This window comes from Flavobacterium algoritolerans (assembly GCF_030010385.1).
Lineage (GTDB): Bacteria > Bacteroidota > Bacteroidia > Flavobacteriales > Flavobacteriaceae > Flavobacterium > Flavobacterium algoritolerans.
The window spans coordinates 423,523-445,995 of record NZ_JASCRZ010000001.1 but is presented as its reverse complement, the minus strand read 5'-3'; the positions used below and the strand labels follow the sequence as shown (position 1 = coordinate 445,995).

Here is a 22,473-nt window from a genome sequence, read left to right as displayed (position 1 = left end):
TAAATAACTATTTTTGTTCTTCGTTTTAAGAAAGTGTTTGTGGTTTCTGGAAACCATAAACTTTCGAACTTTAACAAAAATTTCAATGAAAAAAATCCAAATGGTTGACTTGAAAAGTCAATATGATAAAATTGCAACCACTGTAAATGCTTCTATTCAGCAGGTTCTGGACACAAATACTTACATTAATGGGCCTCAAGTTCATCAGTTTCAAAAATCTTTAGAAGAATATCTTGACGTAAAACACGTAATTCCATGTGCTAATGGAACCGATGCATTGCAAATTGCTATGATGGGATTGGATTTAAAACCAGGAGATGAGGTAATTACTGCCGATTTTACTTTTGCAGCGACAGTAGAAGTTATTGCTTTACTGCAATTGACACCAGTTTTAGTCGATGTGGATATGTATAACATGAATATTTCTATTGAAGGAATTAAAAAAGCGATTACGCCAAAAACAAAAGCAATAGTTCCAGTACATTTGTTTGGCCGTGCCGCCAATATGGAAGCTATTATGGCTATCGCCAAAGAATATAATTTATACGTTATTGAAGATAATGCGCAAGCGATTGGTGCCAATTGTAAATTTTCTGACGGAACAAAAAAGAAAGCAGGAACGATTGGACATGTAGGGGCTACATCCTTTTTTCCTTCCAAAAACCTTGGATGTTACGGAGACGGTGGAGCCATTTTTACAAATGACGATGCATTGGCCCACAAACTTCGCGGGATTGTAAACCACGGAATGTACGAACGATATCATCATGATGTCGTAGGTGTAAATTCACGTTTAGACAGTATTCAAGCAGCAGTTTTGAATGCTAAATTGCCTTTGTTAGACGAGTATAGTAAAGCCAGACAAGATGCAGCCAGAAAATATTCAACTGCTTTTGAAGGACATAAAAATATAATTGCACCAAGTATTTGTGATATCTGTGATTGTCACGTTTTTCATCAATATACATTGCGAATTGTTGATGCCGACAGAAATGGTTTAATGCAACATTTGTTGGACAAAGGAATTCCATGTGCTATTTATTATCCAATTCCATTGCATTCGCAAAAAGCATATTTGGATTCCAGATATAAAGAGGAAGATTTCCCAGTTACCAATCAGTTGGTTAAAGAAGTGATTTCGTTACCGATGCATACAGAATTAGATGATGAACAAATTAAATTCATTACGGATAGCGTTTTAGAGTTTTTAAAATAATAGAAAGACGCAATTTATTGCGTCTTTTTTATGTGGTATAAATATTAAGAGATGCTATAAATCGCGTCTGTACAAAAAAGTAATCATGAAAATATTAGTTACAGGAGGTTTGGGTTTTATTGGTTCGCATACTGTTGTCGAATTACAAAATGAGGGTTTTGAAGTAGTAATTGTAGATAATTTATCGAATACATCATTGAGTGTGTTGGATGGAATTCAGAATATTACCGGAAAAATTCCCGCTTTCGAAAAGCTAGATTTGCGCGAAAAGGATAAGGTTCAAGACTTTTTTAAAAGACATCATGATATTTCTGGTGTTATACATTTTGCAGCTTCAAAAGCAGTGGGTGAAAGCGTAGAAAATCCGTTGTTGTATTATGAAAATAACATCAATGCGTTAGTTTATATTTTGCAGGAATTACAGCAAAAACCAGAAGCGAATTTTATTTTCAGTTCCTCTTGTACGGTTTATGGTCAAGCTGAAACAATGCCAATTACTGAAAATGCTTCAATTCAAACAGCTATGTCTCCTTATGGAAACACAAAACAAATAGGAGAAGAAATCATTACTGATACTGCCAAAGTAACCAATGTCAATGCAATTTTATTGCGTTATTTTAATCCAATTGGGGCGCATCCATCCACTGAAATTGGAGAATTGCCTATTGGAGTTCCTCAGAATTTAGTGCCGTTTATTACGCAGACTGGTTTTGGATTGCGTAAAGAATTAGCAGTTTATGGAGATGATTACCCAACTCCAGATGGGACAGCGGTACGCGATTATATTCACGTAGTAGATTTGGCGAAAGCCCATGTAATCGCTTTGCAACGCTTATTGAACAAAAAAAATACTGCCAAAGTAGAAACATTTAATTTGGGAACGGGAACCGGAAGTTCTGTTTTAGAAGTGATACATACTTTCGAAAAGGTAAGCGGTAAAAAATTGCCTTACAAAATTGTAGGACGTAGAGAAGGAGATATTACTTCGGCTTACGCCAATACGGATAAAGCCAATACTGTTCTGGGATGGAAAGCACAATCCACGCTTGAAGAAGCAATGGCTAGTGCCTGGAAATGGGAACAGAAAATTAGAAAATAAAAAAAGGGCTGTCATTGATAGCCCTTTTTTTTAAAATTATTTTTTTGCTGCTTCTTTCAATTTTTCAGCGGCTTGATTCATTTTGTCAGCTCCTTTTTCAAGAACTTCTCCTGCTTTAACCTTGGTAGAATCAGCTGCAGCATCCACTTTTACAGCTGCTGTGTCTATAGCTTCTTCCATTTCATTACCAACGGCTTCGGTAGCCTCTTTTACTTCGTCTTTTGTTTCTTTTTTGCAAGAAGTCATTAAAGTTGCAATACATGCTAATCCTAAAAGTGCTTTTTTCATTTTTTTCATTTTAAAAATTAAAATTGATTTTAACTCATTTTATAAAGATAAAAAAAATCCTCATAAACAAGAGTTTATGAGGATACTATTTTGAACACTAAATGCTAATTATGCATTTGCAGTAACCGCTTCTTTATCAATTTTTCCAATCAATCCTGCTAATACTTTTCCAGGACCAACTTCAGTAAATAAAGTTGCTCCGTCTTTTATCATTTGTTGTACAGATTGTGTCCATTTTACTGGAGCTGTCAATTGAATGATTAGGTTTTTCTTGATTTCGGCCGGATTTGAAACTGCGCTAGCCGTTACATTTTGATATACCGGACAAATAGGAGCAGAAAACGTAGTTGCTTCAATAGCTGCAGCCAGTTCTTCACGAGCCGGCTCCATCATTGGAGAGTGAAAAGCACCTCCAACAGGTAACAATAAAGCACGTTTTGCACCAGCGGCTTTCATCGCTTCACATGCTTTTTCTACTGCTGATGTTTCTCCTGAAATTACTAATTGTCCTGGGCAGTTGTAATTTGCAGCTACTACAATTCCGTCGATAGAAGCGCAAACTTCTTCTACGATATTGTCAGCCAACCCTAAAACTGCTGCCATTGTAGATGGTTTTATTTCGCAGGCTTTTTGCATTGCCAAGGCTCTTTGTGAAACCAGTTTTAATCCGTCTTCAAAAGACAAAGCACCATTTGCTACTAAAGCTGAAAATTCACCCAATGAATGTCCCGCTACCATTTCTGGTTTGAAATCTTTACCAAGCGTTTTTGCCAAAATCACAGAATGCAAGAAAACTGCCGGTTGTGTCACTTTGGTTTCTTTCAATTCCTCGGCAGTTCCTTCAAACATGATGTCTGTGATGCGGAAACCTAAAATTTCGTTTGCTTTCTCGAATAATTCTTTTGCAAGAGCAGAATTTTCATATAAGTCTTTACCCATTCCTGTGAATTGTGCGCCTTGACCTGGAAATACGTATGCTTTCATGTGTCTAATTTAAAGATTGAAAAATGTAAGGATTGAAATATTAGTTTCAATCGGAATGCAAAAATACTATTTTTTGCGGTATTTGAAACTATCTGTTAGGGTTCCTTTTTCTATTGAAGGGATGGTCCATTTATAAAATAGTAGATTCAATCCAAAAAAAAATCCACTCAAATTAATGAGTGGATTTTCACCAAAATCAAAAACTAAAGAACGAAATAAGCATTGTTTAAAGGTTGTATATGATGTGCTTTTGCTCCATAAACTGGTAGTTCTTCATCAAATTCATCTCGATATTCGTTAACCATTTGCATAAGGTTTTTTTCAATTGTATTCGAAATCGCACTTACAGGAGTATCTGTAGGTCTGTTTTCAAATGGATCTTGCAAATGAATGGCCATTTTTTCGATTAAGAAAAAAGCGGCGGCAATGGTTGTCACCAATGGAATTTGAAGCCAGCCAATAATATTAATTAATCCAAAAGGCAATAGAATTATAAATAAACACAGCGCAAATCTAATGTACATGCTATATGTTGTTGGGAAAATGGTGTTTTTTATACGCTCACATTTGCCCATTGAATCACACAGTCGCGATAATGTATTGTCTATTTCTACTTGTTGGTAAACATTAATTTTATCCGCATTAAGTGCTTTTTTTAAATCTTTGGCGTGCAGCATTAAAATGGCATTTGGTACATGTTTGTGTTTTTTCACAAAGCGTAACTCATCTTCGTCTAGTAAATCTCTTATTGGTTTAATAGGATCTTTTTCTCGAAGTGCTTGTCCAAGACTGTAACACCAGGCAGCTTGTCTTTTTGCAAACTTTTCCTTGAAATCGTTTGCCTCTACGGAGAAATTAGGGTCGTTATAAAAAATAATAATTTGGCGTAATAGTGTTCTGGAATCATTTACAATTGCGCCCCATATTATTCTTGCTTCCCACCAACGGTCATAAGCTTGGTTGGATTTGAATGCTAGTAATAATGAAATAATAGTACCAATTATTGTAGGAATCGCTATAGGAATGTTGATTGATATCGTTTCGAAAGAGTAATGAAAAATTTGGAATGCAAAACAAAACAAAATGACCAATGTCAATTCAGTTTTTATCTTACCCAGTACATATTTCATGGGAATTTTCTTTTTTAGTAACATATGTTTTAGGTTTAAATTTTAAACAATTATTTGTTTTACTAAGAAATCTCTTCGTACAGAGAAAGAACCGGCAGGCCTAAGGTTTCGTTAAGTGCTTTTTTTTCTGTTTTAAGTAATTTTAATTTTTTAGGTTTTCTGGTTTCAATCAAAATATCAATGTTGTTTTTTGATATCGTATCCGTCAAAAAAGGTTTGTTTTCGTTTGTTTTGGTTTCACCTACAATTTTCAAGGAAAGAATTGTATTAATGTACGTTTGCAGATCTTCTGCATGAAGGTTTGAATCTGAATTTTTAATATACAATGCTTGGCTTAAGATTTCTTCTTCAAAGTTTGCGTTTGTATGTAAAATGGGGCATTTGCTGTTAGAGATAATTTGGACACAATAAGTGTTGATTTTCTTTTTTGAAGCTTTAAAAGAAGGAGTAATAATTGTTAGTCCAATTGTAAAATGCTCCATTAGATTTTTAAAAACAGGAGAAGAAATACCATATTGATGGTGAATTTTTAAGCTGCAATTTTTAGATTCTGAAATAATTTGTCGGCACATCTGCAAAACATTTTCTTGCGAAGTGCTTAAACCTTTATGGATGTTTCGTAATAAACTGGCAGAAGAAAAGGTGTCAGGAATATCTGCAAGTAACATCAATACGAGCTGGCATTGAGTGCCATGAGATGAGTTTATAGCAGTTTTTACCGCATTGATGGTGTCACTTTGTAATGTCGATGGGATAAGAATATTTTTCATATGTATTAAATTTGATTTATTTATACATACAAAATAACAGTACCCAGTTTATAGCAACCTTAAATTAAAATTAGAATATTCTAAGAATTCACATTAGAATTTCTAATCTTGGCGGTATTAAAAGTAATATTTACAATAGTGCCTTTGTCAGGTTCAGATTGTATTTGAAGTTCTCCATTGTGCATCCTGATTATTTTCATGGCTAGAGGAAGCCCTAATCCATAGCCATTGTATTTTGATGCTTTTTTGCCTCGAAAAAACGGCTCATAAAGATGTGGAATATCTTCTGCCGGAATACCAATGCCAATATCAGTAATAGAAATTTTGATGCTTGAACTGTTTACGAATAAAGTAACAAAAACAGTCTCGTTATCAGAATATTTGACACCATTAGCGATAATATTATTCAATGAAAGTTCCAGTAAGGATTTGTTACAAGGGATTTCCAGAAAACTTGGGTCAGTTGGGATTTTCTTGATTTTGATTGTTACTCTGTTATTAGGGTAAATTTTATCAACATCTGATTTTACATCCATTAGAAGTTCATCAATCCTGACAATATCTAATAATTGTTTTTTGCCGTCATAACCGGTTTGTGTCAGTTTTAAAAGACTTTCCGTAAGATCTCCTAATCTTGATGCCTGACTGTGAATGTTTTCTAATGAAGAGATATATTCCGAAACATTTCGTTCTTTTAAAAGCATGATTTCTGCTTCGGCAATAATAGTTGTCACGGGTGTTTTTAGCTCATGAGAAGCATTATTGATGAAGTTTGCCTGAATTTCAAAGGAGGTTTCCAGACGGTCCAGCATGTTATTAAATGTCTTTGTCAAATCGGCAATTTCATCAGTGCTGTTGGTCTCGGGAAGTCTATTGTGAAGGTTTGATGCGCTTATTATTTTTACTTCATCCGTAATTCGGGCTACTGGATTGATCACTCTTCTTGCCAAAAATCTACCAAGAAAATAAGCCAATAATACAAAAGCCAATCCTCCGAAAAAGAGAATTTGAATAATGTAAATGCTACTGACATTTCCCCTTCGGTCTATTGCGGTGATGATTACGATATATTTTTGATTGGATTCCGTAAAAGTCTGGGCATAAAAATAACGATTGCTGTTTTCTATCCAATTAGAACCATTAGCCATTACTTTTGTATAAAAATCAGCTGGTAAATTAAGATCGGTATTGTATTCAAATGTGTTTTTTCCGCTAACTTTAAGAACAAAATCTTGTTCATCAATCAGTTCTTCCAGTCCATTAGCTTTAAATTCTTTGAAATAACGGGTTTTTACAGGGTCGTTTTGATAATGAATAGATGCTACAATTTTAGCCCTATCTTGTAATCGTTTCAAAAAATGATATTGATTATTTTGTTTGAACAAAAAGAAAACCACCAAACTCAATAAAAGGGTGCTGAGGGTTGAAAGTGCAATATAGGTAAAGGTAATTTTTTTCTTAATCTGCATTTTTTATGGTTTCAGTACATAACCCAAGCCTTTCATGGTGTGAATTAATTTAGTGTCGTACGGTTTGTCAATTTTTTTTCTCAAATAGTTAATGTAGACATCAATTACATTTGTATTCATGTCAAAATTAATATCCCAAACATTGTCTAAAAGTTGTTCGCGGGATAAAATAGTCTCAGAGTTGATGGCTAAATAATGTAAGAGTTTAAATTCTTTGGCTGTTAAAACAATGGCATCTCCATTTCTGGTTACCGATTTTGTTTTTGAATTAATTTGAAGATCGGCAATAGTGATGATTTCATTTGGTTTTTGTATTTGACCGGCTCTTCTGGAAAGGGCATTGACTCTTGCGTCAAGTTCAAGGAATTTGAACGGTTTTAATAAGTAGTCATCTGCTCCGGAATTCAATCCGTTTATTATATTTTCAGTACTTCCCAATGCGGTTAATAACAAAATGGGAACAAAGTTTTTAGCAGCTCTCAAACGTCTGCAAATTTCAATACCATTGATGTCAGGTAGCATTACGTCTAGAATCACCACATCAAAATTATGATTAGAGAGTAAATCTAACGCTGTGGTACCATCAAGTGCAACACTTACTTCATGATTTTTTTCTGAAAACCCTTTGCGGATTATTGACGAAAGATTGGGTTCATCTTCAACGATTAATAACTTCATTAAGAATACTATTTCTACAAATCTAATGTTTAAACTTTTATTTTTTCTCCAAAAAACTGTAGCTAAACTAATATTAACAAAATCTTATAATCTGTTGAAAGTTTTATTTTGTGTTATTATTTCCAAATCATAGAATTGTTTTAGCGTTCATTATTAATTTATTGCGATTTTGTTTTGTAACATTTTTTGTTTCTTGGTTACTAATGCAGTATAAAAAACAGCTTTATGAAAAAAATATTCTCCATTGTTTTCTTACTCCTTTTTGGGTTTTTACTTTTTTATATCAACCTACCGGTTATTAATTATGGATTTACGGGTTTTGCAATAATTTTATTATTGTTAGTTATTCTTGGGACATTATTTTCTCTTGGGCTCACAGTCTCACAGCAAACCAAGCAAGTCAAGATTGTTTCCAGACCGAGCAAGGTTTTGTATATTCTGGCAGGAATACTTTTAGTGTATTGTATCGCGCTTCCTTTTGTAACAAGCTTAAAAATGTTCAGAAGCGATTCGTATCAAAAATTAATAGGCGAGGTTAAAAACGGCCAAAAAATAACCAATCATATTGCTCCAATTTCTATTGATAAAATCCGTGTGGTTGATGAGGAACTAGCCCATCTTTTAGGAGAGAAAATTTTAGGTTCACAACCAGCTTTGGGAAGTCAAGTAGAATTAGGTGATTTTTGTATCCAAAAAGTAAATAACAACTTGTACTGGGTAGCGCCATTATTGCATTCTGGTTTTTTAAAATGGTTTAACAATCAAGAAGGAACTGCGGGATATGTTATGGTTTCTGCAACCAATGAACGCGATGTGAAATTAGTTCAGAGTGTGGGAGGGAAAGCTATTAAGATTAAGTACCAGCAAGGGGCTTATTTTCAAAGTGATATTCACAGACATGTTTATTTTAATGGAAACGCTACGGTTGGTCTGGCTGATTTTAGTTTTGAAATTGATGATGCTGGAAATCCATTTTGGATTGTCACTAAATATGTGAAAAAAATTGGTTTCTCAGGAAAAGAAGCGACTGGTGTTATTGTTGTTGATGCGCAATCTGGAGCTATAAAAGAATATTCGATTGCTGAAACACCAAAATGGGTAGATCGAATTCAGCCTTTGGATTTCATAGAAGATCAATTGAACGATTGGGGAGAATATGTTCACGGGTATTGGAATTTTTCTAATGCGGATAAACTTCAAATCACGGAAGGATTGACGCTGGTGTACGGAAAAGACAATAAATCCTATTGGTATACGGGATTGACTTCGGTGGGGAAAGAAGAATCAGCAGTAGGTTTTGTATTGGTAGATACCAGAACCAAAGAAACTACCTTTTATAAGCAAGGTGGCGCAACAGAATTTGCTGCTCAAAGCTCCGCACAAGGGAAAGTTCAGGAAAAAGGCTATAAGGCTTCGTTGCCTATTCCGTATAATATCAATAACATTCCCACGTATGTAATGACACTTAAAGATGACGGTGGATTAGTTAAAATGTTTGCGATGGTTGCCATCTCAGATTATACGATTGTGGGCGTAGGCAATACGATGCGAGAAACGTTGACTTCATTTAAAAACGTCTATAATATGGCTGATAATAAAATAAATCCGAACAGTGTTTCCAATAAAAAATCGCTGAAATCAGTGGTGACCCGAATCCAGAAAGATGTGAAAAATGGGAATAGTTTTTATTATTTTAAAGTAAAAGATTATCCTAATATTTTTGTGGGTTCTTCACAAATATCCAATCAATTGCCAGTAACAATGGTGGGTGACAGTATAAAAATTTCTTTTGATGTAGACTTAGAAGAAGTAATTGATGTTTCGAGTTTTGACAATATCAATCTGAAAATGAGCATGAAAACGAAATAATTAAAAAGGGCCTAAAGAAATTTCTTTAGGCCCTTTTTTTATTTTTTTGGCAGTAATTTGAATGAGGTGACTTTGAATTTATTGTCAACCACTTTACCAACCACTTCCGCTTTTCTAATGGCAGAACAAAAACCATCGCTGGCATGCGCATCACCATGAGAGTCGATAGAACTTCCGTCAACAAAATAGGATTTTCCGTCAATGCGAACGGCTAATTCGCAACCGTGTCCTTCCATCCCAAATTGGCATTGTCCGCATGAAGCTTCTACAATTTGAGGTTTTTTTGGTTCTTCTTTCTTATCCTGAGCGCTTGCAAGTGTTGCAGAGAACAAAATAGCTAAGTATAGTAACTTTTTCATAAATGATTAAATTTTTTACTTCAGCTAAGATACTCGTTTTTTTATATCGAATAATTTTTAAACATATAAATCCACAATAATCTGGAAAAACGAATGTTAAACGAAGACATTGCAATAATGACAACAGCAATAATTGGAATGATTCTCAAATCAAAATTTTCGATAAAGAAGAATTGGGCTACAGCATAAGTCGCTATACCTTGCGCTACAGTTAAGCCATAATTGACATACATGGCGCCAAAGAAATAGCCAGGTTCTTTTTCGAATTTAAACTGGCAATTCGAGCAATACTGGTTCATTTTAGGAAATCCAATGTTTAAGAAAATATTCTTTTCATTGAAAACTTTGCCTTTAAGACAGTGAGGGCAATCATTATTCAGGATGTGTACAATAGAATTTGACATCGTTATTATTTTTATCAAAGGTATTTCTTATTCATGTCATGGATGTTTTCTATATTCGCTTATTATAGCACAATAAAGACATTTAGAGCGAGATGAAAAAATATCCGATTTATAACATCCAGCGGTTTAACTGTAATTCAGTGAATAGTGATTTGTATATTAATACTTTTAAAAATCACTTAATCGACCATAGTTTTGTTGAGGAACCACACCGCCATAATTCGTATGTTCTGGTTTTTTTTACCAAAGGTTCCGGAACGCATGAAATCGATTTTGATGTATTTACGATTCAGCCGGGAAGTATGTTTTTCTTGCAACCCGGACAGATGCACCATTGGAATTTATCCGATGATGTAGAAGGTTTTGTGATTTTCTATTCGCAGGAAATGTATAATCTTTATTTTGGACAAAAAACCATTGGCGATTATCCTTTTTATTCTTCGGTGGACAATAAGCCAGAAATGGTTTTTGATACAGCCGAATCGAAAGCTATTCTCCCTTATTTTGAGAGTTTAATTTTAGAAACTCAGGCAAATCAGCTGTTGAAACAGGATAAAATCATGAATCTGTTAGACATTATTCACATTGAAATTGCCAGAAAATATAGTGAAACACATCTCCACGAAGCCCATTCGTATAATGTGAAAATCAAAACATTTGAATTGGTTTTAGAACATAATTTTAAAAAAGAAAAAGCACCTTCTTTCTATGCCTCGCAACTTGCTATTACTTTAAAACATTTGAACAGGATTTGCAATGAAATGTTGCAAAAAACCACAACCGAGGTAATTACAGATAGAATTATACTCGAAGCGAAACGCATGCTGATGGATAAAAAGTTTACCGTTAATGAAATTGCAACGGAATTAGGCTATGATGATTATTCTTATTTTACACGATTGTTTAAAAAACATACCCGAATGACTCCAAAAGATTTTCGTATTTCTAAAAAGTAATGGGGAATCAATGTCATTTCCTTAAGACGTTTGTCAAGTCGAGCGCAGTCGAGACTCAACGGTTAGTCTCGACTGCGCTCGACTTGACAATACTATAGATAGTAAATTACGAATTTACGGTAACTAAACTGGCTGCTTTTTTCGCTTTTTCTACCACTTCCTCAATTGGAGTTTCTAATGTATCACTGACTAAAGCCACTCCCATTCGTCTATATGGTCTTGAAGTTGGTTTTCCAAAGATTCTGAAATCAGTTTTAGGGAAGGAAGCAATGTTTTCGATGCCGGAATACGTTGGGTTTGTTGAGTTTTCCGAAGCTAAAATTACGGCACTTGCTCCCACTTTTTCTAATGTAATTTCGAAAATGGGCAAACTCAAAATGGCTCTTAAATGCAATTCGAATTCATTGAAGTTTTGTGTTCCAGCTAATGTTACCATTCCAGTATCATGCGGACGAGGTGATAGTTCCGAGAAATAAACGCCGTCATTAGCCAAGAAAAATTCTACTCCAAAAAGTCCTGCGCCACCCAAAGCTTCAGTTACTTTTTCGGCCATGTCTTGTGCTTCGTATAAATCCTTGTCGGATATTCTGGCGGGTTGCCAGCTTTCTTGATAATCGCCACGTTCTTGTCTATGGCCAATTGGCGCGCAAAAAAGTGTCGGATTATTGTTTTGAACAACCGTTAATAAAGTAATCTCCGAATTGAATTTGACAAATGCTTCTACAATAACTTCTACCACATCGCCACGGGAACCTTCAACGGCATAATTCCATGCTTTTTCAATATCGGCTTCAGTTTTTATGGTAGATTGTCCTTTTCCGGACGATGACATTAATGGTTTTACCACGCAGGGCATTCCAACTGTCTCAACACCTTTTTGTAATTCCTCGGCAGTTGTGGCGTAGCGATAATTGGCAGTTTTTAAACCTAATTCTTTGGCAGCCAAATCCCGAATCGCTTTTCTATTCATGGTGAAGTTTGCCGCTTTCGCAGAGGGAACTACGGTAATTCCTTGCTTTTCGTAATCATAAAAACGCTCGGTACGTATTGCTTCAATTTCCGGAACAATAAAATCAGGTTTGTGTTTGGCAACGATTCTATCTAAAGCGTCACCATCCAGCATATTGATAACTTCAAAATCATGGGCAACTTGCATGGCGGGCGCATTTTCGTAACTGTCAACCGCAATTACGGTTTGTCCGATGCGTTGTGCTGCGATTGTAAATTCTTTTCCTAATTCGCCTGAGCCGAGAAGTAGTATTTTCATGAAAAAAAGTTTAATGTTTGAAGTTTAAAGTTGCGTAAGATTAGGAATGCAATTTAAAACGGAAACAAAAATAGTGTTTTTTTGCGTGAGGGATTAAAGTGAAAATCCTTTTTATTTTTGAAGTGACAACGGAGAAATAAAAAGATTGTAGCGTAAAGCCCAACCCTTGTGGTCACGCCCAAATACAAAAAGCCCCAAGAAAATCTTGAGGCTTTGTTTGTATATTGGAAATTGGATTTTTGACTTTCCAACTTTCGTCTTTATGACTTTTGACTATAAAGCTACCGCTTCTTTGATTCTGCGTAATGCTTCTTTCAATAATTCTTCGCTTGTTGCGTAAGAAAAACGAATACAGTCCGGGTTTCCAAATGCGTCACCGGTTACGGTTGCTACATTTGCTTCGCCCAAAAGGTACATAGAGAAATCATTGGCATCTTTGATAAAAGTTCCTTTTAATGTTTTTCCGAAGAAAGATGAAACGTCAGGGAATACATAAAAAGCACCTTCTGGAACGTTGATTTTGATTCCAGGAATGTCTTTTAATAATCCAACCACTAAATCTCGACGGCTATGGAAAGCATCAACCATGTGTTTTAAAACACTTGGATCAGCATCAACAGCAGTAATTGTAGCACGTTGTGCAATACTGTTAGCACCACTTGTTACTTGTCCTTGAATTTTTGTACATGCTTTTGCAATGAATTCTGGTGCGCCAATATATCCAATTCTCCATCCTGTCATGGCAAAAGCTTTGGCAACTCCGTTAACGGTAATTGTTCTTTCTAACATTCCTGGGATAGATGCGATGCTGCAAAAAGTCCCTGAGAAATTGATGTGCTCGTAGATTTCGTCAGCAACAACATATACGTGAGGGTATTTTTCTAGCACTTTTGCAAGAGCCGTTAATTCTTCTCTGCTGTATACAGATCCACTTGGGTTACAAGGAGAACTGAACCACATCATTTTTGTTTTTGGTGTAATCGCTGCTTCTAATTGTTCAGGTGTGATTTTGAAATCAGTATCTACAGATGTAGGAACTTCTACAGGAATTCCACCTGATAATTTTACGATTTCGAAATAAGAAACCCAGTAAGGAGCCGGTAAAATTACCTCGTCACCATCGTTTAGCATTACTTGTGCAATGTTGTATAACGATTGTTTTGCTCCTGTTGAAACTACAATTTGAGACGGTTTGTACTCTAAATCATTGTCTCTTTTGAATTTTCTACAGATGGCTTCTTTTAATTCTAAATATCCTTCTACTGGAGAATAAGTGCTGTAATTTTCGTCAATTGCTTTTTTAGCCGCTTCTTTGATAAAGTCAGGCGTATTGAAATCAGGTTCGCCTAAGCTTAAACTGATGATGTCTTTTCCTTGTGATTTTAATTCTCTGGCCAAAGCTGCCATTGCTAATGTTTGAGACGTAGATAAATTGTTTATTCTATCTGATAATGGATTCATTTTTTAATAGGTTGTAGTTAGTTTTTATTAAATTCATTCTGTTGGTAGAGATGCACTGCAGCATCTTTACACGTTGTTTTTTTATGATTATACAGTAAGAGCAGGGTTTTGTCCCAAATCTTTCAAATGCTTAAAATGTGCAATAACAGCGCTTCGCATTGTTTTGTATTCATAATACGGCAAGTTGCATTCTTGCGCAGTTTCTTTCACAATTTTTGCAATTTTACCATAATGGATGTGGCTGATATTTGGAAAAATATGGTGCTCAATTTGGTGATTCAATCCGCCTGTGTACCAGTTAACGATTTTGTTTTTTGGAGCAAAATTAGTTGTGGTAAACAATTGATGAATAGCCCAAGTATTGTCCATTTCACCTAATTCATTTGGAGATGGATTAGTCGTTTCTTCAACAACGTGTGCCAATTGGAACACAACACTTAGAATTAATCCAGCAGTGTAATGCATCACGAAGAAACCAATTAATACTTTCCACCAAGTGATTCCAATAACGATTGGTAATACGATCCAGATAGAAACATAAATTACTTTGGTGATAATTAAAGTAGTCCAAAGTATTTTTGGGCTTTTCGCTTCTCCGTAAGATAATTTTCTTTTCAAGTAGCTTCTCATCTGTTTGAAGTCAGTTGTGATAGCCCAGTTGAATGTTAATAATCCGTATAAGAATACAGAATAATATTGCTGAAAACGGTGGAAATTATACCATTTTGCTTCTTTAGTAAAACGGATAACACGTCCGGCATCTAAATCCTCATCGTGACCCGGAATGTTTGTGTAGGTGTGGTGTAAAACATTATGTTGCACTTGCCAGTTGTATACATTTCCTGCCAAAACATAAATAGTTCCACCCATGAATTTGTTGACCCAAGTTTTATTGGAATAAGAACCATGATTTCCATCGTGCATCACATTCATTCCCACTCCAGCCATTCCAATTCCCATCACTATTGTTAACAGAAGATGTGCCCAAAATGGCATGCCAAGAGTCAGAATTAAAAAATAAGGCGCAAGAAAAACAGAAAACAGAATTATGGTTTTCAAATATAGTTTCCAATTGCCGGTCTTTTGGATGTTGTTTTCTTTGAAGTAATTGTTAACCCGTGAGTTAAGTGTTCTAAAAAACTTTAGGCTATCTTGCTTAGCAAATGTTGGAGCATTATTATTCATATAATTTTAATAAAGTTCAAAGGTAATTATTATAAATTTTTGGATATACAAAATTGAGATAAATATTTTAACTCTAAAGTATTACTTTTGTTAAAAAATTAATAGATGGACGAGATTCTTAAGTATTTTCCTAATTTAACTGATATTCAGAAAGAACAGTTCGAAAAATTGGATTTTTTATACCATGATTGGAATGAAAAAATCAATGTTATTTCGAGAAAAGATATTGATGCTTTGTACACCAAACATATTTTACATTCGTTGGGAATTGCCAAAATCATAAAATTTGAACCAGGAACGTATGTTCTGGATGTTGGAACTGGCGGAGGATTTCCTGGAATTCCATTGGCGATTCTTTTTCCTGAAACGCGTTTTTATTTGATTGATGTTATTGCCAAGAAAATAAAAGTAGTTCAGGCTGTTGCCGAAGGATTAGAACTGAAAAATGTAAAAGCGGAGCAAATGCGTGCCGAAAATGTGAAAGGAGATTTCGATTTTATCGTGAGTCGTGCCGTGACGAATATGCCGGATTTTGTTTCTTGGGTAAAAACCAAAATCAAAAAGAACAACAAACACGAATTGAAAAACGGAATTCTGTACCTTAAAGGTGGTGATTTGACTGAAGAGTTGAAAGACTTTCCAAAAGCCACTGAATATAATTTAGCTGATTTCTTCGAAGATGAATTCTTTGAAACGAAGAAAGTGGTGCATTTGCCGTTGAAGTTTCAATCGTAGTCATAAGGTCGAAAGATAAAAGTGATTAGAAAAAATATAAAAAAAAGCCGAATCTAAATTTTAGATTCGGCTTTTTTACTATTTGTGTGTTCTTTACGACTTTCGACTTTCAAACTTTACGACTAAATTATTATCCTAAAAACGGATATCTGTAATTCTCAGGAGTAACAAAAGTTTCTTTGATGGTTCTTGGAGAAACCCAACGCAATAAATTCAATACTGAACCTGCTTTGTCATTAGTTCCTGACCCTCTTGCTCCTCCAAATGGTTGTTGTCCTACAACAGCACCTGTTGGTTTGTCGTTGATGTAGAAATTACCTGCAGCATTTTCTAAAACTTTCATCGCATATTCAATGGCATAACGGTCTTGGCTTAAGATAGCTCCTGTCAATGCATACTCAGAAGTCGAATCTACTAATACAAGAGTTTCTTCCCATTTTGCATCTTCGTAAACGTAAATTGTCAATACTGGTCCGAATAATTCGGTTTCCATTGTACTATATTTTGGATTTGTAGTTACGATAATGGTTGGCTCAATAAAATAACCAACAGACTTGTCGTAATTTCCTCCTGCAATAATTTCAGCATCAGCGTCTTTTTTAGCTTGGTCAATAAAACCGGCTAATTTGTCAAATGAACCTTCTGAAATTACAGATGAAACAAAATTATTGGTGTCTCCTGGCGATCCCATTTTCATGGAAGCTAAATCAGCAACTAATAATTTTTTTACTTCTGGCCATATTGATTTTGGTACATACGCTCTTGAAGCTGCTGAACATTTTTGACCTTGGTATTCGAAAGCTCCTCTGGAAAGTGCCGTAGCAACTTGAGCCGGAATAGCGGATGAATGCGCTACAACAAAATCTTTACCTCCAGTTTCTCCTACGATTCTTGGATATGTTTTGTAGTTGCTGATGTTTTGTCCAATTTTTCCCCAAATGTCATTGAAAACACGAGTTGAACCGGTAAAGTGAATTCCTGCAAAATCACGACTTCCTAATAACGTTTCAGAAATCATGGCAGAGTCTCCATAAACTACATTGATTACACCGTCTGGTAATCCTGCTTGTTTGAATACTTCTACGATTACATTTGCAGAGTAAATTTGTGTAGCACTTGGTTTCCAAACTACAACATTCCCCATTAATGCTGGAGCTGCAGGTAAATTACCTGCAATTGCTGTAAAGTTAAACGGAGTGATGGCATATATAAATCCTTCAAGAGGTCTGTGTTCTAATCTGTTCCAAACACCTTCTGATGAAGCGGGTTGTTCGGCATAAATTTGAGTCATGAACTGTACGTTATAACGCAAAAAGTCTATAAATTCGCAAGCTGCATCAATTTCAGCTTGGTGTACTGTTTTTGCCTGAGCAATCATAGTTGCTGCATTTATTTTGGCACGGTATGGTCCGGCAAGCAATTCAGCAGCTTTTAAAAAGATGGAAGCTCTGTGTTCCCAAGCTAAATTAGCCCATTTCTTTTTAGCTTCCAGAGCTGTTGAAATGGCTTTTTCTATATGTTCTTTATCAGCTTCGTGATACTGTCCTACAGTGTGTTTGTGGTCGAAAGGAGGATTTATTGATTGAGTTTTTCCTGTACGGATTTCTTCTCCTCCAATGTATAAAGGAACATCAACTGTTTCATTATACATTTTATTGAAAGTGGCTAGAACTTCTTCTCTTTCCGGACTTCCTGGAGCGTAGGACTTAACGGTTTCGTTAAACGCTTTTGGGACGTTGTAAATTCCTTTTGGCATATTAAATAGATTTTAATTATAATCAAAAATTGAGCTGTAAAGGTAACAATAATTCATCAATCAGAGAATCTGATTGGAAGTTAAAATTCTAATAAAAGAGTTGTAATTTAATTCAAAGCAAAAGGCGCACATAACCTAAAAGTAGGTACGATAACTTTGAAGTTTTTTGTAGAGGTGAAGTTAATCATGTTGAAATATCCTTTCATGGCGCCATAAGGCGAAGAAAGTAAACAGCCAGAACTGTAGGTATGAAATTCACCAGGTTTTAAGACTGGTTTTTTCCCAATTACGCCTTCTCCATCAACTATTTCTATTGCATTTAGAGAATCAAAAATTTCCCAATGACGAGAAATCAACTGAACGGAATCTTTACTGTGGTTCTCAATTGTGATTACATAACTAAAGGCAAAGTGAATCTTGTAGTTTTTGAAGTAGGTTCCTTCAAAACTAGTCAAAACTGAAATTTTTATACCTCTTGTTATTTGAGAAACCATGATTAAATGGATGAATATGTGTTTATTATTGACAAATTTACAAAAAATTGAACTCGTTTTGCCAAATTTTTGAAAAGTTTTTTTAGTTGGTGATATTTAAGGAATTTGCTATTCCTTTTCCAACAACTCTATCGTATCGATCTGTGTTTTCTCTGTAATAAACGAGTACGGTGTAATCATTTTCTGTTTGATAAAAATTCCCGTCAATTGCATTTTCATAATCAATAACACCTTTGTCATCAGCTACAATATATTGATAGTTTGTAAATCCCTGTTTGACTAAAATTGCTTTTTCATAAATTGCCTTTTGGGAGTTATACTCCATTTTGTATTCTGGGGTCAGGTTGTAATTATTAAACATTCCGCCAACATAAATATTCTTTTTCAATCTAAAAGTAGGAGCCGAAAGGCTAAAGTAAACCCAAACATAATCCGCTTCTATTTCGGGATTAGTGGCATTTATGTTATTAACAACGAAATCACCATTAACATCTTGGGTAAATGAATAAGGGAAATTTGTTCGTGCCCCATTGGTGTATAAATAAGAACCATAAATTGCCGTATTTGAATCTATGCGCGCTATATTGTTACTCGCAGAGCGGATGTCTTTGTTCTCAAAAAACAAAAACTCATTTCCTGCCCAAAATTGTGTTTCTGGGTCATATTTGTATATCAAATCATTTCCAATAGTATATTGCGGAACTACGTTTTTTATGGCAGTGTTAAATTGTCCGTTTTGAAGCAGGACTACTCTAACATTTTTCATTGGATTTTGAAATGTAATTACGCTTGATTTTATTGAGAATTCTAAATTGTGTTTCAGTTCTATATTGCTTACTGTTCGTGCTCGCTTGACTTGCATTGGAACCGTAACAAGATCTTCACATAAAATGAATTTTCTGGAAAATACCACTTCTTTATTTTCGTCTAAAACTTTAATGATATAATTCCCGCTGATTCGCAACTGCTGTGTAAACTGATTTGGAATTGATAATTTGTAATGCGAATAGATTTGTAATGTATTGAAGGAATTCGTGTAATCTTGAATTCTTTGATTGTCAAAACCTTGTAAGTATTCGTTTTTTGGAATTGCAGAAGGAACCCAGTTGTAATCGCAATGAATTATTTCGTAATAATAATTGGCTTCATTGCCAAAAAGGTCATCAAACTGCAATTGAAATCCTTCTCCTAATTTAAAAATTGGAATCACATTTCGATCACTCTGTAAAAAAGAAATCGTTTTGATATTGTAAGTCGCGGCTACTTCTTTTTCTGCTTGTGCAGAGGAAGTATTGGCCGTGAATACCAAAAGAATAAAGGTGATAATTTTAAAAAAAGGGTTTGTCATTTTGCAGCACTTAAGATTTTGTAAATATAAGGAATACTCCCCGTTTTCATCCGATAATGTAATTCAAAGAGTAAATATATTTTGTATGTAATTTCTGTTAATTAAAATACAATATTTTTAAAAGTTAGGAGTTATCTTATTATTTTTACTTCAAATATATCTAACCTTATGAAAAAAATCAACAATTTAGTATTTGGATTAATGCTGTTTCCATTGGCTGCTTTTGCACAGCAAATGGATTACTCAAAAGCAATTCCTTTTGATCCTAGCGTAAAAACAGGCAAGCTTGAAAATGGCTTAACCTATTACATCAAGAAAAATGCCAAACCAGAAAAAAAAGTAGATCTTAGGCTGGTTGTTAATGCAGGTTCTATCCTTGAGGAGAATGATCAACAAGGATTAGCTCACTTTATGGAGCACATGTGTTTTAACGGAACCAAGCGTTTTCCTAAAAATCAATTAGTCGATTATTTGCAAAGTATTGGTGTAAAGTTTGGGCAACACTTAAATGCGTATACCAGTTTTGATGAAACGGTTTATTTTTTACCAATTCCATCTGACAGTCCTGAAAAATTAGAAAAAGGATTTCAAATTATTGAAGATTGGGCTTTTAATACCGTTTTGACACCAGAAGAAATTGATAAAGAAAGAGGCGTAGTTTTAGAAGAATACAGATTGGGTTTAGGTGCTCAAAAAAGAATGTTGGGTCGCTACATTTCAAAAATGATGCATGAGTCACATTATGCGGAGCGTTTGCCAATTGGTCAAAAAGAAATTTTAGAGAAATTCAAACACCAATCGTTAATTAATTTCTACAAAGATTGGTATCGTCCAAATTTGATGAGCGTAATTGTTGTAGGTGATATTGATGTTGCAGAAATGGAGAAGAAAATCATTTCTCATTTTTCAAGTTATAAAAATCCTGCCAAAGAAAAACCTAGAAAATTTTATGATGTTCCCAATCACAAGGAAACTTTTGTAGCTGTTGAAAGTGATAAAGAAGCTTCAAGTGCTCAAGTACAATTGATTTACAAAGATTATGGAGCTCCAAAACCTATCGTAAATATTGGAGATTTCAAAAATTACATTGTTGAAGGATTGTTCTCTACGCTTTTAAATACGCGATTGGACGAACTTACAAATTCAGCTACACCTCCATTTACTTATGGATATTCGTATTATGGCGGAACTTTTGCCAGAAATAAAAAAGCTTATCAGTCTGTGGCAATGTCACAAGAGGATAAGCAATTAAGTGCTTTGAAAGTATTGATAACTGAAAATGAAAGAGCTAAGAAATTTGGATTTACGCAAGGAGAATTAGATCGTTCAAAATTAGAATTTCTTGCTTCTATTGAAAAAGCATACAACGACAGAGACAAAACGAATTCAGTAAATTTTGTTGGAGAATACCAAGCTAATTTCTTAGAAAAAGAGCCAGTTCCCGGAATTGAATGGACGTATCAAACGATGAAACAATTGATGCCTTTGATTGAGTTAAAGGATGTGAATAGCTTAATTAAAGATTATGTAAAAGAAGACAATCGTGTTATTATCCTTACTGGCCCTGAAAAAGAAGGTTTGAAAAAAGTTACAGAACAACAAGTTCTTGATGCTTTGAAAATTAATACGGATGATATTAAGCCTTACGAAGATGCTGCCGTTGCGACAAGTTTGATAAGAAACGAAGTTAAACCGGGTACAATTGTTAGTCGTGAAAGCAATACTAAAATTGGAACAAAAACATTAGTATTGTCTAATGGTGTGAAAGTAACGTATAAGAATACAGATTTCAAAAATGATGAGGTTCTTTTTGAGGCAGTGAGTCTTGGAGGAACTAATTTATACTCTAACGAAGATATGAAAAAAGTTCAATTTGCTAACGGAGCCTTGGCGGAAGCCGGATTCTCAGGATTGAAATTGAATGATATCAATAAATTTATGACGGGTAAAATAGCAAGAGTAAACCCATATATAGGTGGAAGTACTGAAGGTTTAAGAGGAAATGCTACTCCTAAAGATCTTGAATATTTGTTCCAAATGACGCATGCTTATTTCACAGATTTAAATATGGATGTGACCGCTTTTGAAGGCTATAAACAAAAGCAATCGGCTTTCTTTAACAATATGGCTTCACAACCTAGTTTTTATTTTCAGCAAGAATTTTATACGTATTTGAATAAAGAAAATCCTAGATTTAATGGGTTAATTCCTTCTGAAAAAACTTGGGGAGAAACGGATTATGCATTAGCGTACAAAAAATACAAAGAGCGTTTTGCCAATGCTGCTGATTTTGAGTTTTATTTCGTTGGAAACATTGATGATAAAACTATGGAAGCGTATTCGGTTAAATATTTAGCTTCTTTACCTGTGACTGATAAAAAAGAGAAAGCTGTAGATTTAGGCTATAGAATGCTAAAAGGAGATTTGAAAAAAGTCGTTAATAAAGGAACAGATCCTAAAAGTAACGTAACGATCATGTATTATGGAGATGCGAAATATTCTGCTAAAGATGCGATGAGTATACAAGCATTAGGAGAAGTTTTGACTATAAAACTGATTGAGCAATTGCGTGAAAATGAAAGTGGTGTTTATGGTGTTTCTGCGAGAGGAAGCATGAATAAAGTTCCAAATGGATCGTACAGCTTTACGATTGGTTTCCCATGTGGACCAGATAATGCTGAAAAATTAACAGCTTCTGCCTTAAAAGAACTTCAAAATATTATTGATAAAGGACCAGATGAAAAAGATGTGGCTAAATTTAAAGAAGGAGAATTAGCTGATTTCAGAAAAGACAGCAAGGAAAACAGATATTGGTTGTCTAATTTCACTAGATCGTACACCAATGGAAGTAGTGCTGAAGAAGTCTTGAAATTTGAAGAAACTGTAAATGCAGTAACGGCTAAGGATATTCAAGATATTGCAAAAAAATATCTTACAAAAGATAAAGTAATTGGAATATTGATGCCAGAGAAAAAATAAAGGGACTCATTTATAAACTAAAAACC

20 protein-coding genes are annotated in these 22,473 nt (G+C 34.6%); 6 read left to right on the top strand and 14 right to left on the bottom strand.

Features of this window, described 5'->3' with window-relative positions; all coding sequences use genetic code 11:
* The first annotated feature begins 85 nt into the window (after positions 1 to 85).
* Positions 86 to 1,216, top strand: coding sequence for a DegT/DnrJ/EryC1/StrS family aminotransferase (locus QLS65_RS01895; RefSeq protein WP_282714883.1), 1,131 nt, complete (start codon positions 86 to 88; stop codon positions 1,214 to 1,216).
* Positions 1,217 to 1,301: 85 nt separating this feature from the next.
* Positions 1,302 to 2,315 carry a UDP-glucose 4-epimerase GalE gene (gene galE / locus QLS65_RS01890; protein ID WP_282714881.1) on the top strand — a complete coding sequence of 338 codons (1,014 nt, stop codon included), beginning with the start codon at positions 1,302 to 1,304 and terminating at the stop codon, positions 2,313 to 2,315.
* Between the two features lie 36 nt (positions 2,316 to 2,351).
* Here the strand turns inward: galE and QLS65_RS01885 are convergent, their stop codons facing one another.
* From QLS65_RS01885 to QLS65_RS01860, 6 genes are all read right to left on the bottom strand, one after another.
* A complete protein-coding gene (locus tag QLS65_RS01885; RefSeq protein ID WP_121343369.1) occupies positions 2,352 to 2,603 on the bottom strand; it encodes a hypothetical protein in 252 nt (83 codons plus the stop codon).
* A gap of 108 nt (positions 2,604 to 2,711) precedes the next feature.
* Entirely contained in the window at positions 2,712 to 3,587 is an 876-nt protein-coding gene (gene fabD, locus QLS65_RS01880) for an ACP S-malonyltransferase (RefSeq protein ID WP_282714878.1), read from the bottom strand.
* A gap of 203 nt (positions 3,588 to 3,790) precedes the next feature.
* Positions 3,791 to 4,717, bottom strand: a complete 927-nt coding sequence (locus QLS65_RS01875) for a bestrophin family protein (RefSeq protein ID WP_282714877.1) — start codon at positions 4,715 to 4,717, stop codon at positions 3,791 to 3,793.
* 62 nt (positions 4,718 to 4,779) lie between these two features.
* Complete coding sequence (locus QLS65_RS01870; RefSeq protein WP_282714875.1) at positions 4,780 to 5,487, bottom strand: hypothetical protein; 708 nt, start codon at positions 5,485 to 5,487, stop codon at positions 4,780 to 4,782.
* 80 nt (positions 5,488 to 5,567) lie between these two features.
* Positions 5,568 to 6,956 (bottom strand): HAMP domain-containing sensor histidine kinase, encoded by a 1,389-nt coding sequence (locus QLS65_RS01865; RefSeq protein WP_282714873.1) that lies wholly within the window; start codon positions 6,954 to 6,956, stop codon positions 5,568 to 5,570.
* Between the two features lie 3 nt (positions 6,957 to 6,959).
* Positions 6,960 to 7,634: a response regulator transcription factor gene (locus tag QLS65_RS01860; RefSeq protein WP_282710760.1), complete on the bottom strand. Its 675-nt coding sequence runs from the start codon at positions 7,632 to 7,634 to the stop codon at positions 6,960 to 6,962.
* A gap of 225 nt (positions 7,635 to 7,859) precedes the next feature.
* On the opposite strand from QLS65_RS01860, the gene QLS65_RS01855 reads away from it, so the two are divergent.
* On the top strand, positions 7,860 to 9,503 hold the full coding sequence (locus QLS65_RS01855; RefSeq protein WP_282714871.1) for a hypothetical protein: 1,644 nt from the start codon (positions 7,860 to 7,862) through the stop codon (positions 9,501 to 9,503).
* 38 nt (positions 9,504 to 9,541) lie between these two features.
* Here the strand turns inward: QLS65_RS01855 and QLS65_RS01850 are convergent, their stop codons facing one another.
* The gene (locus QLS65_RS01850) at positions 9,542 to 9,862 is read right to left on the bottom strand and encodes a DUF6370 family protein (protein ID WP_099714397.1); all 321 of its coding nucleotides are present in this window, start codon (positions 9,860 to 9,862) and stop codon (positions 9,542 to 9,544) included.
* A gap of 41 nt (positions 9,863 to 9,903) precedes the next feature.
* Positions 9,904 to 10,266 (bottom strand): DUF983 domain-containing protein, encoded by a 363-nt coding sequence (locus QLS65_RS01845; RefSeq protein ID WP_121342809.1) that lies wholly within the window; start codon positions 10,264 to 10,266, stop codon positions 9,904 to 9,906.
* 92 nt (positions 10,267 to 10,358) lie between these two features.
* Here QLS65_RS01845 and QLS65_RS01840 point away from each other — a divergent pair, with 92 nt between their 5' ends.
* Positions 10,359 to 11,222, top strand: a complete 864-nt coding sequence (locus QLS65_RS01840) for a helix-turn-helix domain-containing protein (protein WP_282714867.1) — start codon at positions 10,359 to 10,361, stop codon at positions 11,220 to 11,222.
* 106 nt (positions 11,223 to 11,328) lie between these two features.
* Here the strand turns inward: QLS65_RS01840 and purT are convergent, their stop codons facing one another.
* The 3 genes from purT to QLS65_RS01825 all read right to left on the bottom strand — a co-directional run bounded on the left by purT (position 11,329) and on the right by QLS65_RS01825 (position 15,135).
* Complete coding sequence (purT, locus tag QLS65_RS01835) at positions 11,329 to 12,489, bottom strand: formate-dependent phosphoribosylglycinamide formyltransferase (RefSeq protein ID WP_282714865.1); 1,161 nt, start codon at positions 12,487 to 12,489, stop codon at positions 11,329 to 11,331.
* 273 nt (positions 12,490 to 12,762) lie between these two features.
* Positions 12,763 to 13,950, bottom strand: coding sequence for a pyridoxal phosphate-dependent aminotransferase (locus QLS65_RS01830; RefSeq protein ID WP_282714863.1), 1,188 nt, complete (start codon positions 13,948 to 13,950; stop codon positions 12,763 to 12,765).
* A gap of 87 nt (positions 13,951 to 14,037) precedes the next feature.
* The gene (locus QLS65_RS01825) at positions 14,038 to 15,135 is read right to left on the bottom strand and encodes a fatty acid desaturase family protein (RefSeq protein ID WP_099714402.1); all 1,098 of its coding nucleotides are present in this window, start codon (positions 15,133 to 15,135) and stop codon (positions 14,038 to 14,040) included.
* A gap of 105 nt (positions 15,136 to 15,240) precedes the next feature.
* On the opposite strand from QLS65_RS01825, the gene rsmG reads away from it, so the two are divergent.
* A complete protein-coding gene (rsmG, locus tag QLS65_RS01820; RefSeq protein ID WP_282714861.1) occupies positions 15,241 to 15,870 on the top strand; it encodes a 16S rRNA (guanine(527)-N(7))-methyltransferase RsmG in 630 nt (209 codons plus the stop codon).
* Between the two features lie 130 nt (positions 15,871 to 16,000).
* On the opposite strand, the gene pruA is transcribed toward rsmG, so the two are convergent.
* The 3 genes from pruA to QLS65_RS01805 form a co-directional block, all read right to left on the bottom strand.
* Positions 16,001 to 17,626 (bottom strand): L-glutamate gamma-semialdehyde dehydrogenase, encoded by a 1,626-nt coding sequence (gene pruA, locus QLS65_RS01815; protein ID WP_282714858.1) that lies wholly within the window; start codon positions 17,624 to 17,626, stop codon positions 16,001 to 16,003.
* A gap of 107 nt (positions 17,627 to 17,733) precedes the next feature.
* A complete protein-coding gene (gene apaG, locus QLS65_RS01810; protein WP_099714405.1) occupies positions 17,734 to 18,120 on the bottom strand; it encodes a Co2+/Mg2+ efflux protein ApaG in 387 nt (128 codons plus the stop codon).
* 82 nt (positions 18,121 to 18,202) lie between these two features.
* Positions 18,203 to 19,468, bottom strand: coding sequence for a type IX secretion system plug protein (locus tag QLS65_RS01805; RefSeq protein ID WP_282714857.1), 1,266 nt, complete (start codon positions 19,466 to 19,468; stop codon positions 18,203 to 18,205).
* Between the two features lie 168 nt (positions 19,469 to 19,636).
* Here QLS65_RS01805 and QLS65_RS01800 point away from each other — a divergent pair, with 168 nt between their 5' ends.
* Entirely contained in the window at positions 19,637 to 22,447 is a 2,811-nt protein-coding gene (locus QLS65_RS01800; protein ID WP_282714855.1) for a M16 family metallopeptidase, read from the top strand.
* The last annotated feature ends 26 nt before the right edge of the window (positions 22,448 to 22,473 follow it).